We start from the raw sequence: 13,198 nt of genomic DNA, 5'->3' as shown, positions 1-13,198 counted from the left end.
CCTGGACGGCGAGCGGCGGCGCGCGTTCCTGCGGGGGCTCCGGACGGACGAGGTCCTGCCCGGCGTGGTCTCCCGGATCGAGGACTTCGGCGTCTTCGTCGAACTGGGCGGCGTGGAGGGCATGATCAACGCGTCCCAGCTGACCTGGCGGCCCTACGACCGCCTCTCCGACGTCGTCACGGTCGGCGAGGGGATACGGGTCACGGTGCTGGACGTCGACCACGACCGGGAGCGGATCTCCCTCTCCGCGAAGAACCCGCGGCCCGCATAATCCCGCGCGCGGCCGGCGGACCCCCTGCTACGGTCTGCCGCATGAAGCGCGCTGCCGTCCTCACGACGACGCCGGAGAGTGTCCCGGCGCGCTGACAGCTGTCTTTGTCCGAAGCCCCGGGGCGAGTGCCCCGGGGCTTCGTCGCGTCGGCCGGGCACTCGCTCCTCCCCCACCGCACCGAGGAGTGACCATGAGCGCCGAGAAGATCGCCGACCACCGCCGACTGGGCCGGGAACTCGACCTGTTCGACACCGATCCGCTGATCGGAGCCGGGCTGCCGTACTGGCTGCCGGACGGTGCCGTCGTACGGCACGTGCTGGAGGAGTACGTTCGCGGCGCCGAGCGGCGGGCCGGGTACCGGCACGTGTACTCGCCCGTGCTCGGGAAACGGGAGCTGTACGAGATCTCCGGGCACTGGTCGCACTACAGCGACGACATGTTCCCGCCCATGGAGGTCGGCGGCGAGCAGTTCGTGCTGCGGCCGAGCCTCTGCCCGCACCACGCGGTCATCTTCCGCTCCCGCCCGCACAGCTACCGGGAACTTCCGCTGCGGATGGCCGAGTTGGGCGGCATGTTCCGCTCCGAGCTGTCCGGAGTGCTCGGCGGACTCACCCGTGTCCGGGCCATCCAGCTCAACGACGCCCACATCTTCTGCACCCTCGACCAGGTCGCCGAGGAGGCCGCCGGCGCCCTCGGACTGATCCGCGAGGCGCACGCCGCCATGGGCGTCGTGCCCGTCCGCTACCGGCTCTCGCTGCCCGGCCCCGGCGGCAAGTACGTGGCCGCGCCCGAGAAGTGGGAGCGCTCGATCGCCCTCCTCCGCGAGGTCCTGCGCGCCTCCGGGCTCGATTACGAGGAGGCCGAGGGCGAGGCCGCCTTCTACGGGCCGAAGATCGACGTGCAGGTCGCCGATCCGGCCGGCCGCGAGTCCACCCTCTCCACCGTCCAGGTCGACTTCCACCAGCCCGAACAGTTCGACCTCCACTACATCGGGGCCGACGGCGCCCGGCACCGGCCCGTGATGATCCACCGCTCCGTCATCGGCAGCGTGGAACGCGCCGTGGCCCACCTCGTCGAACACCACGCCGGCGCCCTCCCCGCCTGGCTGGCCCCGGTCCAGCTCGCCGTCCTGCCGGTCTCCGACGCCGAGCACGAGGCCGCCGCCCGGCTCGCCGCACGCTGCGCCGCACTCGGCCTGCGGGCCGAGGTCGTCGGCCCGCACCACGGCAGCCTCGGCGCCCGCGTCCGCGAGGCCCGGCTGGTGCCGTACCAGGCGGTCATCGGCGCCAAGGAGGCCGCCGCCGACCAGGTCTCCGTACGCCTCCGCGACGGCCGCCGGCTCGACCCCCTGCCGGCGGCGGAACTCCTGGCCCGGGTGAGCGGGCTGGTGGAGTCGCACGCGACCGAGTTGTGGGCCGACTAGGACGTAGGCTCGCGGCCGACGACGACAGGAGTGCGGGATGTGGAAGCGGGCCCTCGACCGGGCCGGGGTCAAGGAGCCCCGGCTGCGGGCGGACTACACGGAGCAGCGGCGCGCGGTACGCAGGTTCGCGACGGCCGAGTACGCCGCCGCGCGGCTGCTGCTCCCGGCCGCGCTGCTGCCGCACGTCGTGGCCGCCGTCGCGTTCATGCACGACACCGACGACCGGATCGACCGCGGGACCCCGGACCAGCGGGCGGTCGCGCTCGCGGAGTGGGACCGGCTCGTGCGGAAGGCGTTCGCCGACGGCGACTCCGAACTGCCCGTGCTGCGGTGCCTGGTGCGCACAGCCGAGCGCCACCCGGACGTGCGGGCGTACGTGGCGGAGTTCCTGCGGGGCTGCGAGCACGAGATCGCGTGGCGGGTCCTCGCGGACGACGCGGAACTGGAGCGCTACGTACGGGACTACTCGCTGCCGGCGCTGATGCTCACGGCCTGTCTGCTCGCACCCGCGGAGGCGTCGGAGCGGGCGGCGTTCACGGACGCCTGTCACCGTCTCATCCGTGCCATGCAGCGCTTCGACTTCCTGGAGGACCTGGCCGAGGACGTGCGCGCGGGCCGGCCGGGCGTCCCCGCCGACGCGGTGGCACGCCACGGCGCGGACCTCACCCGGCCCGGCGCGGCGCTGGACCGGCTCGTCGAGGAGCAGGCGGGACGGGCCGCGGCCGACCTGACCGCGGCGGCCCCGCTCACGGATGCGGTGGAACCGGCGTACCGGCCCTTCGTACGGGCCCTCGTCGGCGTCCAGTGGCTCAGGCTCACCGCCGTGCGCCGCGCGGGCGCCGCCCTGGCGGTGCGGGGATCCGGGCCGTCGGCGCCGGCCGCCGCCGTCCTGCTGCTGCGGGAGACGGCGGCACGGGCCCGCCGGACCCCGCGCGGCGGGTCCTAGACCGCCGCACGCGCGGTCCGGCGGAGTGCGGGACGCGGCGAGATCAGGCGCCCACCGGCTCCAGGACGTCCGACAGCTCCACCAGGAGCCGGCGCTTCGGGCGGGCGCCGACCATCGACTTCACCGGTTCGCCCTGCCGGAACACCATCAGGGTCGGCATCGACAGGACGCCGTACCTGGAGACGGTGTCCGGGTTGGTGTCCGCGTCGATCTGCACGACCTTCAGCCGGCCGGCCGTCTCCTTCGCCACCGCGCTCACGACCGGGGCCAGCTGGCGGCACGGGCCGCACCAGTCCGCGGTGAACTCCACGAGCACCGGCGGCTCCGCTCCGAGCACCTCCGCCGTGAAGTCGGCGTCGGTGACCTCGGCCACGCCCTCCGCTCGGATCTTCATCCTCACCCTCCCTGTCCGATGTGTTCCGTCCGGCCCAGCTCGCACAGCGGCTCGGGGCCGCCCGGCAGCTCCGCCTCCGCGCGCAGCAGCTGCGCGCCGACCTGGTCGCGGACGGTCCTCAGCTGTTCGATGAGCCCGTCGAGCTCGGCGAGCTTGCGCCGGTAGACGGCGATCGACGCGGGGCACGCGTCGCCCGCCGGGTGGCCCGCCCGCAGACACTCGACGAAGGGCCGGGTCTCCTCCAGCTCGAACCCGAAGTCCTGCAGGGTCCGGATCTGCTGGAGGGCCCGCAGGTCCTCCTCGTCGTAGGTGCGGTAGCCGTTCTCCGTACGCCGTGCGGTCAGGAGGCCCCGGGACTCGTAGTAGCGCAGAGTCCGGGTGGTCGTGCCCGCCCGCTCGGCCAGCTCGCCGATTCGCATGTCCTCGAACGTAGTCCTTGACGCCCACGTCAAGGCAAGCAGGGAAGCGCCCGTCGGCTTCAGGAGCCGGCCCGCTCTGTGCTGCGGTGGAGGGCGACGACGGGGATGCCCCGGTCGGTGGCCTTCCGGCGTGACCCCTTCGGGCAGGGGGCCGACGGCGGCGGCGAGGGCGGGCGGCAGTGGTCGTCGAAGGGGCCGCCGAGCCGGCCGGCGTGGGGGAACGCGTCGATGACGCGGGAGTGGAAGTGGAGAGGCAAAGCCGTCCCTACTGTTCTCTTGCCTCCATGTCTCCGCTTTCGAGCGCGGACCGACACGCGACGTGAGTTCCCTCATCCCAACCGCGGCCGCGGCGCGTTGTCAAGTGCCCGGCGGCAGCAGCGGCTTGCGCTCGACGGGCGACGACAGCACCACCGACGTGGTGGTCCGGCCGAGCGCGGAGGTCTGTTCCAGGATCTCCTCCAGGTGGACCGTGTCGGTCACGGCGACCTTGAGGATCCAGCAGTCCTCGCCCACCACGTGGTGCACCTCGCGGATCTCGGGGCGGGCGACGAGCTCCAGGGTGCGGGGGTGCTTGAGGGTGTAGCCGCCGTGCGGGTTCACGCGGATGAAGGCCTGGATGCCGTAGCCGAGCCGGGCGGGGGCGACCTGCGCGCCGTAGCCGGTGACGGCGCCGCAGGCCTCCAGGCGGCGCACCCGCTCGGTGACGGCGGCCGGGCTGAGCCGGACGCGCCGGCCGAGCTCGCTGAACTTGATGCGTCCGTCGCTCTGGAGCAGGTCCAGGATCTGCCGGTCGACGGCGTCGAAAGCGCCCGCCGGGGTTTCGACGGCGGCGGGGCGCGACGACCGTGGTTCCTTCGGCGAGACGGCCTGGACTCCCATGTTTCCCCCTTCAGATGACGAGCGCACACCGTAACACTAGGGGTCATGGAGATTCTGGTCATCGGCGGCAACCGCTATTTCGGAAAGCGCCTCACAGGACGACTGCTCGATTCGGGCCATCGCGTCACCGTACTCAACCGCGGCTCTTCGCCGACCCCGGCGGGAACCATTCCCCTGGTGGCCGACCGCAATGACGAGAAGGCATTGGAAAAGGCCCTCGGCGACCGCACGTTCGACGTCGTCGTCGACCAGGTCTGCTACACCCCGCGCCAGGCGGAGATCGCCCGCCGCGTCTTCGCGGGCCGGACCCGCCGCTATGTGATGACCTCGACGGTGGAGGTGTACGAGTACGAGGACTCGGCCGTCCCGGTCGCCGAGGAGGTCCTCGACCTGGCTGGCGTGACCGTCGACCCGGACCTGCCGTGGGAGGACCCGGAATTCCTGGAGTCCCACTACGGGGAGGGAAAGCGCCAGGCGGAGGCCGTGTTCGCGGCCGGCTCGGACTTCGCGTGGGCCTCGGTGCGGGTGGCGCATGTGCTGGGCGGCACGGACGACTTCACCGGGCGGGTCGAGCACTACGCGCGGCGGATCCGGGCGGGCGAGCCGATCGCCGTACCGGTCGCGAACCGGCCGGCGACGTACGTGTACGTCGAGGAGATCGCCGCGTTTCTCGCGTGGGCGGTGGAGGCGGAATTCACCGGGCCGGTGAACGCGCATTCCCACGGCCCGCTGACGACGGCGGAGATCTGCGCGGAGATCGAGGAAATGGTCGGCGGCCGGACGGTCTTCCAGGAGGTGGAGGTGGGCGAGGTCTCCCCCTTCTCCTTCGCGCGCTCCTACGTGATGTCGAATTCCCGGGCGGAATCACTCGGATATCACTTCCCGCATTCCTCGGAATGGCGGCGGAAGGCCCTTTCCGAGACGCTCGCGGTGTCGGGGAGGGCGGCCTGATGCGCTACCGCGCCCTCGGTGACCTGACCGTCAGCGCGATCGGGCTCGGCGCGATGCCCCTCTCCATCGAGGGGCACCCCGACGAGGCCCGCGCCCTCGCGACCGTCCATGCCTCGCTGGACGCGGGGGTGACGCTGCTCGACACGGCGGACTCGTACCACCCGCCGAACGGCGAGACCGGCGCGAACGAGCGCCTGGTCGCCCGGGCCCTCGCCACGTACGGCGGTGAGCGGGACGCGGTGCTCGTCGCCACCAAGGGCGGCCGCGGCCGGAGCGCCGACGGCGGCTGGACCGTCGACGGGCGGCCGGAGCACCTGCGGCGCGCGGCGGAGGCCTCCGCCCGGCGGCTCGGGGTGCCGGCGATCGGGCTCTACCAGCTCCACAAGCCGGATCCGGCGGTGCCGTACGCGGAATCGCTGGGAGCGGTACGGGAGTTGCTGGACGCGGGTACGGTGCGGGTGGCCGGTGTCTCCAACGTGGACCGCGACCAGATCCTCCTGGCGCGGGAGATCCTGGGCGACCGGCTGGTGTCGGTCCAGAACCGCTACTCGCCGGCGGTCCGCGACGCGGAACCCGAGCTCCGGCTGTGCGCGGAACTCGGCCTGGCCTTCCTCCCGTGGAGCCCGCTGGGCGGCATCTCCCGCAGCGCGCTCGACGGCGCCGGCCGGCAGGAGCCGGACCCCCGCTTCGCCGCCTTCCACCGCGTGGCCCGCTCCCGCGGGGTCACCCCCCAACAGGTCGCCCTGGCCTGGCTCCTGGCCCGCCCGGGCCACGTCCTCCCGATCCCGGGGGCGAGCCGACCGGAGACGGCGAGGAACTCGGCGGAGGCGACCGAACTGGACCTCACGCAGGAGGAGTTGCGGGAGCTGGGCGACTGATCGACGTGGCCGCCCCCGACGGGCGATCCGGCCCGAGGCCCCCCGCATCCGCAGACGGCAACGGCGGGCCCACCCCATCCCTCGCACCCAGCAACGACGGGAAGCACTCCGGGGCCGGAGCCCACCACTCCACCCCCGCACCCGGCAACGACGGGGAGGGGTTCGGGGCCGGAGCCAACCACCCCACCCCCCGCACCCGGCAACGGCGGGAAGGGGTTCGGGGCCGGAGCCAACCACCCCACCCCCCGCACCCGGCAACGACGGGGAGGGGTTCGGGGCCGGAGCGGGGGAGGGGGTGCCCGGGCGTGGTGGCGACCTCCCCGAGCGCAGCGAAGGGGAGCTCGCAGCCCGGGCACCCCTCCCCCGCGGAGGCCCCGGACCCCGGCGGGCCCACGGGTGAGGCGCGGCGCCCGTAGGGGCCGGCGTCAAGGCGCAGGGAGCCTAGGCCCGGCAAGGGGCAACGTCCGTGTGCCCACCCGTCCCGCCCCAGCGGGACGACTGCCCACACGGAGTGGGGCGGGCGGGCGCCCATGGGGCCGGCGGCCCGCCGGAGGGGCGGGCGCGCAGGCGACGGTCCCGGGGTGGGGCCCGTACGGGCCGCCGGAGGGGCGGGCACGCGGACCGGGGCGGGGCCGGTACAGGCCGGCGCCGTCCGGGGGGAACGGGACCCGTACGGGCCCGGCGCCGTCCGGGGCAGGAGGCCGTCGGCGGCTGTTCCGGGGCGGGGCCCGAACCGGCCGGCGCCGTCCGGGGCAGGAGGCCGTCGGCGACGGTCCCGGAACGGGACCCGAACCGGCCAGCGCCGACCGCCGCAGGAGGCCGTCGGCGACGGTCCCGGGGTGGGGCCCGTACAGGCCGGCGCCGGCCGGGGCGGAGGTCGTCGGCGACGGCGGACGCACGGAACGCCCCCGTGGGCCTTTTGGGCGGGGGCGTTCTGTGGCCGGGGCCCGGATCCGGCTCAAGGCCCGGGACCCGGGGTCTGTCAGACGCCGGCGCGCGCCTTCTCCTCGCCGCCGTCGGCACGCTGGTCCGGCACCGCGGTGCCGTGGGCGTCGTCGACGAACGTCGTCTCGTCGAACGGGGCGCCCCCCGCCAGCACCTCCGCCACCCGCGCCTTGTCGATCTCCTTGGTCCACGTGCCGACGAGCACCGTGGCGACCGCGTTGCCCGCGAAGTTGGTGAGGGCGCGGGCCTCGCTCATGAAGCGGTCGATGCCCACGATCAGGCCGACCCCGTCGACGAGTTCGGGCCGGTGCGACTGGAGCCCGCCCGCGAGGGTGGCGAGGCCCGCACCGGTGACGCCCGCCGCGCCCTTCGAAGCGATGATCATGAAGACGAGAAGAGAGATCTGCTCACCGATCGACAGCGGGTCGCCCATCGCCTCGGCGACGAAGAGCGAGGCCATCGTCAGATAGATCGCGGTGCCGTCCAGGTTGAAGGAGTAGCCGGTCGGGACGGTGATGCCGACGACCGGCTTGCTGACACCCAGGTGCTCCATCTTCGCGATGAGGCGCGGCAGCGCCGACTCGGAGGAGGAGGTCGACAGGATCAGCAGGAACTCGCGGCCGAGGTACTTGAGGAGGGAGAAGATGTTCACGCCCGCGACGAGACGGAGCAGCGTGCCGAGCACGACGAACACGAAGAGCGCGCAGGTCACGTAGAAGCCGATCATGATGACGGCGAGCGACTTCAGCGCGGCCGCGCCCGTCGCGCCGACCACCGCGGCCATCGCGCCGAACGCGCCCACCGGCGCGGCCCACATGATCATCGCGAGGATGCGGAAGACCAGCCGCTGGATGTGCCCGATGCCGCGCAGCACCGGCTCGCCCGCGGAGCCCATCGCCTGGAGCGCGAAGCCCGCGAGGAGGGCGACGAGCAGGGTCTGGAGGACCTCGCCCTCGGTGAACGCGGAGACGATCGTCTTGGGGATGATCCCGAGGAGGAAGTCGGCCGTGCCCTCGCTCGCGCCCTCCGCCTGCTTGGCGCCGGCCTCGGCGAGGTCCTTGGTGAGGTGGAGGCCGGAGCCGGGCTCCAGGATGTTGCCGACGACGAGGCCGATGGCGAGGGCGACGGTCGACATGACCAGGAAGTAGCCGAGGGCGAGGCCGCCCACCGCGCCGACCTTGGCGGCCTTGCGCACCGAACCGACGCCCAGCACGATCGTGCAGAAGATGATCGGCGAGATCATCATCTTGATCAGGTTGACGAATCCGGTGCCGAGCGGCTTGAGCTCGACGGCGACGCCGGGCGCCAGGAAGCCGACGGCGATGCCGAGCAGGACGGCGCCGATCACGGCCAGATACAGATAGTGGGTGCGGTCCCGACGTGCGGCCACGGGGTCCTCCTCGTACTCAGGGGTGTCCACGTCCCGGTGGACCCCGCGACTATCCATCACGCCTGTGAGCCCGGTCACGCTTGCGTACGTTTCGTTCACGGCGGCCACGTCGAAGCGGCCGGAAGAGGGCCGGAACAGCGCCGGGCCCAGGCGGGAGCAGGCCCGGAACTGGCCGGGAACCGGGCCGGAGCCAGACCGGAACTGGCCGGGAACCGGGCCGGAGCCGGACCGGAACAGGGCCGGAACCGGGCCGGAACAGGGCCGGAGGCTCCGGTCCCGCCCGGCGCGAACGGTGTTCGTCTCGTTCCAGGAACGATTCGGGCGCGCGGTACGAGGGAGCAAATCGGGCCAGGCACACTTGCTCGCATGCGTCTCCCCCTCCCCCGCCCGCGCAGCCTCGCAGCCCAGCTCTTCGCGATGCAGGTCGTGCTCGTGGCGGCCGTCGTCGCGGGATGCGCGGTCTTCGCGTACGTGACGGACCGCGCCCAGGCCGAGGAGACCGCGCGCCGGCAGTCCACGGCGACCGCGACGGCCGTCGCCGAGTCGCCCGCGGTGGTCGCGGCGGCGCGCTCGGCCGGCACCGTGGACCCGACCGCCGCGCTCCAGCCGTACACGGAGGGGCTGCGCCGGCACGCGGGCGTCACGTTCGTGGTGATCATGGCGCCGGACGGCACACGGTGGACGCACCCCGAGCCGGAGCAGATAGGCCGGACGTACCTCGGGCACACCGACCGCGCCGTGCGCGGGGAGACCTTCTCCGAGATCCACATGGGCGTGCTCGGCCCCTCGGTACGCACGGTCGCGCCGGTCGTCGACAAGGACGACCACGGCAGGGTCATCGCCCTCGTCAGCGCCGGGATCACCATCGAGAAGATCAGCGAGCAGGTACGCGAGCAGGTCACCGCGCTGCTCGGGATGGCGGGTGCGGCGCTCGCGCTCGGCGGGGCGGGCACGTACGTCATCAACGTGCGGCTGCGCCGGCACACCAAGGGCATGAACGCGACCGAGCTGAGCCGCATGCACGACTACCACGAGGCCGCGCTGCACGCCGTGCACGAGGGGCTGGTGATGCTGGACGGGCAGCGGCGGATCGCTCTGATCAACGACGGGGCACGGGCGTTGCTGGGCCTGGCGGGCGAGGACGTGGTCGGCCGGTCGGCGGCCGAGCTCGGGCTGCCGGCGGCGTTGACGGGGGCGCTCCTGTCCTCGGAGCCGCGGGTGGACGAGCTGCACCTGACGGACGAGCGGGTGCTGGTCGTCAACACGCGTCCGGTGGTCGGCGGGGAGCGCCGCGGCACCGTGGTCACGCTGCGGGACCGGACCGAACTCCAGGCGCTGTCGGGCGAGCTGGACTCGGAGCGCGGCTTCACGGAGGCGCTCCGCTCCCAGGCCCACGAGGCCGCGAACCGCCTGCACACCGTCGTCTCGCTCATCGAACTGGGGCGGGTCGACGAGGCGGTCGGCTTCGCCACGGCCGAACTGGAGCTGGCGCAGGCGCTGACCGACCGCGTGGTGAGCGCGGTCGGCGAGCCGGTCCTCGCCGCCCTCCTCCTCGGCAAGGCCGCCCAGGCGAACGAGCGCGGCGTGGAGCTGGTCCTGACGGAGGACAGCCGCATCGACGACGGCGTCCTGCCGGTGTCGCTGCCCTCGCGCGACCTGGTGACGATCCTCGGCAACCTGATCGACAACGCGGTCGAGGCGGCCGGCGACACCTGCGCCCTCCCGCCCCCGGCGACCCTGGCCACGCCGACGCCCCCGGCGACCCTGGCCGCGCCGACGGACCTGGCGACCCTGGCGGCCCCCGCAATCCCGGCGCCCACGCCGGGCCCCACCACCCCCGACCCCGCCACCCCCTTCGGCCCCGCCACCCCCGCCTTCGGCCCCGCCGGCCCCGCCACCCCCCTCCGCCCGGCGGAACCCGCACCCCCCTTCCCCTCCTCCCCCTTCCCCCTGCCCTCCCCTTCCCCCTCCCCCTGCGCGGTCCCGCCCCACACCCCCGGTTCCCTCGCCGAGCCCCGGGCGGAGGGGGCCCGGGGCGCGCGTGTTCTGGTGACCGCGCTCGCCGACGGCGGGGAGTTGTTGCTGCGGGTCGGGGACAGCGGGCCCGGAGTGCGGGTCGAGGAGCGGGGGGCCGTGCTGGATCGTGGGTGGTCGACGCGGGGGCCCGGGCGGGGGCTCGGGCTGGCGCTGGTGCAGCAGGCCGTGACCCGGGCCTCGGGGACCCTCTCGGTGGGCGAATCGCCCCTGGGCGGCGCTGAGTTCACCGTCCGGCTGCCGCTGGGCGCCCCGGTGGCCGCCCCGGTGGCCGTGGAGGTGGGCGCGTGAGTGCCGGCGGGCAGGACATCCGCGTCCTCGTGGTCGAGGACGACCCCGTCGCCGCCGACGCGCACGCGCTGTACGCGGGCCGGGTGGCCGGGTTCACGGTGGTCGGGGTGGCGCACTCGCGGGCCGCGGCGCTGCGGGTGCTCGAACGGATGCCGGTCGACCTGATCCTGCTCGACCTCTATCTGCCCGACGGGCACGGGCTGCACCTGCTGCGGGCCCTGCGGGCCGCCGGGCACGCGGCGGACGTGATCGCCGTGACCTCGGCGCGCGATCTCGCGATCGTGCGCGAGGGGGTGTCGCTCGGCGTCGTGCAGTACGTCCTGAAGCCGTTCACCTTCGCGACCCTGCGCGACCGGCTCGCCCGGTACGCCGAGTTCCGGGCGGCCGCCGGCGAGGCCTCCGGGCAGGACGAGGTGGACCGGGCGCTCGCGACGCTCCGCGCCCCGCAGCCCGCCGCGCTGCCCAAGGGCCTGAGCGGCCCCACCCTGGAGGCGGTGACGCGTTCGCTGCGGGCCGCTCCCGAGGGGCTCACGGCGGCGGAGGCGGGCGCGGCCGTCGGCATCTCGCGGATCACCGCCCGTCGCTATCTGGAGCACCTGGTCGGCGCGGGCCGGGCCGCCCGGGCGCCGCAGTACGGTCAGATCGGGCGCCCGGAGCTCCAGTACCGGTGGCTCAGCGCGACGGAGGGCGGCACGCGCGGTTACTGATCGGTTCCGACGTTCCTACGACCATCAGCGTTGGGTGAACGCACCGTAGCTAACGATCACCCTCCGCATCTACGGTGGCGGGGTGCACCAACCCTCTCCTCCCTTCAACGCCCTCGCCGCGCGCCGTCTGCGCGAGGGGCTCGGCATGGGCCCCGACCATGTCGCCTACGGCCTGCGGGCCCAGTACGGCCTCTACATAGGGCCCGAGACCGTCGTCGCCTGGGAGCGCGGCCGGCTCGCCCCCACCTCTCAGGAACTCACCGCCCTCGCGGGCGTGCTCTGGTGTTCCCCCGTCGAGCTCCTCACCTCCGCCACCACCCTCCGGGAACACCGGATCGCCCGGGGTCTCGCCCCGGAGGACCTGGCCCGCCGGATCGGCATGGACCCCGCCGCGTACCAGCGCATGGAGGACGGTGGGCGCTGGCGCGGCAACGAGCGCCAGACCGCCGCCCTCGCCGAGGTCCTGGGCCTCGACTCGCGTGCCCTGCTCGCCGCGACCGGCGGCGACGAGAAGCTGCGCGAGCTGCTGCGCGACGCGGCGACCACCCGCTGGCAGGCCTATGTGAAACCGGTGATCAAGCTGCTGCCGCTGCCGAAGCGGACGGTGGAGGACGCGCTGCAGCGCCTGCACACCGACTACCACGCCAAGATGGCCGCCACGAGCAGCTGGGGCGCCTCCGCCTCGACGGGCGACGCGGGCCGGGCGTACCTCGACGAGATCACCGAGCACTTCTGGGCCCTCGTCGGCCGCTAGGGCGCCGCCAGGGCCCGACGGCCCTGATCCGCCGGAGCCGGACAGGCGCCGGGCGTGTCCGTCCACGGGCCCGACTCCCGCGAACGGCCCGTACATTGGCCGCGTGAGACGACACATACCGTTCGAACGGCTCCACAACTTCCGTGACCTGGGCGGCTATCGGACCGCCGACGGCGGGACCGTGCGGTGGGAGACCCTCTACCGCTCCGACTCCCTCGGCAAGCTCGCGGGCCCCGACGCGCGCGCCGATCTGGAGCGCTTCCGGGAGCTGAACATCGCCACCGTGATCGACCTGCGCTACCCGTGGGAGATCGAGGCCCGGGGCCGCCACCCCGAGAGCGAGCCGCAGCGCTGGCACAACCTGAGCATCGAGCACCGGCCGTACGACCAGACCGCGATCGATCCGGCGCTCGACCCGTGGCGCTATCTCGCCGACCGGTTCGCCGAGGTCGCCCTCGACGGCAGGGCCGAACTGCGCGAGGCCCTGGAGATCATCGCCACGGCCGAGGGGCCGCTGGTCTTCCACTGCGCCGCGGGCAAGGACCGCACCGGCCTGCTCGCGGCCCTGGTCCTGGGGCTGCTCGACGTGTCGGACGAGCAGATCCTGGCCGACTTCGCGCTGACGGAGCTGGCCACGGAACGGTTCATCACCGACTGGAAGGCCGCCCACCCGGACCGCGAACTGCGCTGGCCCGGCTTCGGGCGTGCGCCCGCCGAGGTGATGCGCCTGGTTCTCGCGGACCTCCGGGCGGAGTACGGCTCGGTCCACGCGTACGTCACCGGCCATGTGGGCCTGGACCCGGCGGTCGTGACCGCCCTCCGGGCCCGCCTCGTGGAGCCCGCCTCCTAAGTCCGCGGTCGGGTCCATGGACCGGTCCCTCGCTCGGTGCCGTGGACCGGTTCCACGACCGGTTCC

At 74.0% G+C, this 13,198-nt stretch carries 14 protein-coding genes; 9 read left to right on the top strand and 5 right to left on the bottom strand.

Translation table 11 applies throughout. The features are described from left to right. Window position 1: 1 nt before the first annotated feature. From ACIGXE_RS29290 to ACIGXE_RS29280, 3 genes are all read left to right on the top strand, one after another. Window positions 2-271, top strand: a complete 270-nt coding sequence (locus ACIGXE_RS29290) for a S1 RNA-binding domain-containing protein (protein ID WP_399751918.1) — start codon at window positions 2-4, stop codon at window positions 269-271. A gap of 205 nt (window positions 272-476) precedes the next feature. Beyond that, window positions 477-1,694: a threonine--tRNA ligase gene (gene thrS / locus ACIGXE_RS29285; protein ID WP_399751917.1), complete on the top strand. Its 1,218-nt coding sequence runs from the start codon at window positions 477-479 to the stop codon at window positions 1,692-1,694. Between the two features lie 37 nt (window positions 1,695-1,731). Continuing rightward, window positions 1,732-2,640 (top strand): squalene/phytoene synthase family protein, encoded by a 909-nt coding sequence (locus tag ACIGXE_RS29280; RefSeq protein WP_399751895.1) that lies wholly within the window; start codon window positions 1,732-1,734, stop codon window positions 2,638-2,640. A gap of 43 nt (window positions 2,641-2,683) precedes the next feature. Here the strand turns inward: ACIGXE_RS29280 and trxA are convergent, their stop codons facing one another. The 4 genes from trxA to ACIGXE_RS29260 all read right to left on the bottom strand — a co-directional run bounded on the left by trxA (window position 2,684) and on the right by ACIGXE_RS29260 (window position 4,332). Continuing rightward, on the bottom strand, window positions 2,684-3,034 hold the full coding sequence (gene trxA, locus ACIGXE_RS29275) for a thioredoxin (RefSeq protein ID WP_399751894.1): 351 nt from the start codon (window positions 3,032-3,034) through the stop codon (window positions 2,684-2,686). 2 nt (window positions 3,035-3,036) lie between these two features. After that, window positions 3,037-3,453, bottom strand: coding sequence for a MerR family transcriptional regulator (locus ACIGXE_RS29270; RefSeq protein WP_399751893.1), 417 nt, complete (start codon window positions 3,451-3,453; stop codon window positions 3,037-3,039). Between the two features lie 59 nt (window positions 3,454-3,512). Further along, the gene (locus tag ACIGXE_RS29265) at window positions 3,513-3,710 is read right to left on the bottom strand and encodes a hypothetical protein (protein ID WP_399751892.1); all 198 of its coding nucleotides are present in this window, start codon (window positions 3,708-3,710) and stop codon (window positions 3,513-3,515) included. A gap of 100 nt (window positions 3,711-3,810) precedes the next feature. Then, window positions 3,811-4,332, bottom strand: coding sequence for an Lrp/AsnC family transcriptional regulator (locus ACIGXE_RS29260; RefSeq protein ID WP_399751891.1), 522 nt, complete (start codon window positions 4,330-4,332; stop codon window positions 3,811-3,813). A gap of 45 nt (window positions 4,333-4,377) precedes the next feature. On the opposite strand from ACIGXE_RS29260, the gene ACIGXE_RS29255 reads away from it, so the two are divergent. Beyond that, complete coding sequence (locus ACIGXE_RS29255) at window positions 4,378-5,283, top strand: NAD-dependent epimerase/dehydratase family protein (protein ID WP_399751889.1); 906 nt, start codon at window positions 4,378-4,380, stop codon at window positions 5,281-5,283. Continuing rightward, the gene (locus tag ACIGXE_RS29250) at window positions 5,283-6,161 is read left to right on the top strand and encodes an aldo/keto reductase (protein WP_399751888.1); all 879 of its coding nucleotides are present in this window, start codon (window positions 5,283-5,285) and stop codon (window positions 6,159-6,161) included. The genes ACIGXE_RS29255 and ACIGXE_RS29250 overlap by 1 nt, the downstream gene beginning before the upstream one ends. 982 nt (window positions 6,162-7,143) lie before the next feature. Here the strand turns inward: ACIGXE_RS29250 and ACIGXE_RS29245 are convergent. Continuing rightward, a complete protein-coding gene (locus ACIGXE_RS29245; protein WP_399751916.1) occupies window positions 7,144-8,553 on the bottom strand; it encodes a cation:dicarboxylate symporter family transporter in 1,410 nt (469 codons plus the stop codon). A 309-nt stretch (window positions 8,554-8,862) separates the two neighbouring features. Here ACIGXE_RS29245 and ACIGXE_RS29240 point away from each other — a divergent pair, with 309 nt between their 5' ends. The 4 genes from ACIGXE_RS29240 (at window position 8,863) to ACIGXE_RS29225 (ending at window position 13,132) form a co-directional block, all read left to right on the top strand. Further along, on the top strand, window positions 8,863-10,821 hold the full coding sequence (locus tag ACIGXE_RS29240; RefSeq protein WP_399751887.1) for an ATP-binding protein: 1,959 nt from the start codon (window positions 8,863-8,865) through the stop codon (window positions 10,819-10,821). Next, a complete protein-coding gene (locus tag ACIGXE_RS29235; RefSeq protein ID WP_399751886.1) occupies window positions 10,818-11,528 on the top strand; it encodes a response regulator in 711 nt (236 codons plus the stop codon). The genes ACIGXE_RS29240 and ACIGXE_RS29235 overlap by 4 nt, the downstream gene beginning before the upstream one ends. A gap of 145 nt (window positions 11,529-11,673) precedes the next feature. After that, window positions 11,674-12,282, top strand: a complete 609-nt coding sequence (locus ACIGXE_RS29230; protein ID WP_399751915.1) for a helix-turn-helix domain-containing protein — start codon at window positions 11,674-11,676, stop codon at window positions 12,280-12,282. Window positions 12,283-12,385: 103 nt separating this feature from the next. Further along, window positions 12,386-13,132 carry a tyrosine-protein phosphatase gene (locus ACIGXE_RS29225; RefSeq protein WP_399751885.1) on the top strand — a complete coding sequence of 249 codons (747 nt, stop codon included), beginning with the start codon at window positions 12,386-12,388 and terminating at the stop codon, window positions 13,130-13,132. Window positions 13,133-13,198: the final 66 nt, after the last annotated feature.

Origin of the sequence: Streptomyces sp. NPDC053431 (genome assembly GCF_044544925.1) — a bacterium.
Taxonomy (GTDB): Bacteria; Actinomycetota; Actinomycetes; order Streptomycetales; family Streptomycetaceae; genus Streptomyces.
Note: the sequence above shows the minus strand (reverse complement) of the source record. Positions and strands in the feature narration are given on the sequence as shown.

Bases quoted from the DNA above. Each gene is read 5' to 3' on its own strand.
- ACIGXE_RS29240 (WP_399751887.1), top strand. From the start codon at position 8,863: ATGCGTCTCCCCCTCCCCCGCCCGCGCAGCCTCGCAGCCCAGCTCTTC.
- ACIGXE_RS29270 (WP_399751893.1), bottom strand. From the start codon at position 3,453: ATGCGAATCGGCGAGCTGGCCGAGCGGGCGGGCACGACCACCCGGACT.
- ACIGXE_RS29255 (WP_399751889.1), top strand. From the start codon at position 4,378: ATGGAGATTCTGGTCATCGGCGGCAACCGCTATTTCGGAAAGCGCCTC.
- ACIGXE_RS29230 (WP_399751915.1), top strand. From the start codon at position 11,674: ATGGGCCCCGACCATGTCGCCTACGGCCTGCGGGCCCAGTACGGCCTC.
- trxA (WP_399751894.1), bottom strand. From the start codon at position 3,034: ATGAAGATCCGAGCGGAGGGCGTGGCCGAGGTCACCGACGCCGACTTC.
- ACIGXE_RS29250 (WP_399751888.1), top strand. From the start codon at position 5,283: ATGCGCTACCGCGCCCTCGGTGACCTGACCGTCAGCGCGATCGGGCTC.
- ACIGXE_RS29260 (WP_399751891.1), bottom strand. From the start codon at position 4,332: ATGGGAGTCCAGGCCGTCTCGCCGAAGGAACCACGGTCGTCGCGCCCC.
- ACIGXE_RS29245 (WP_399751916.1), bottom strand. From the start codon at position 8,553: ATGGATAGTCGCGGGGTCCACCGGGACGTGGACACCCCTGAGTACGAG.
- ACIGXE_RS29280 (WP_399751895.1), top strand. From the start codon at position 1,732: ATGTGGAAGCGGGCCCTCGACCGGGCCGGGGTCAAGGAGCCCCGGCTG.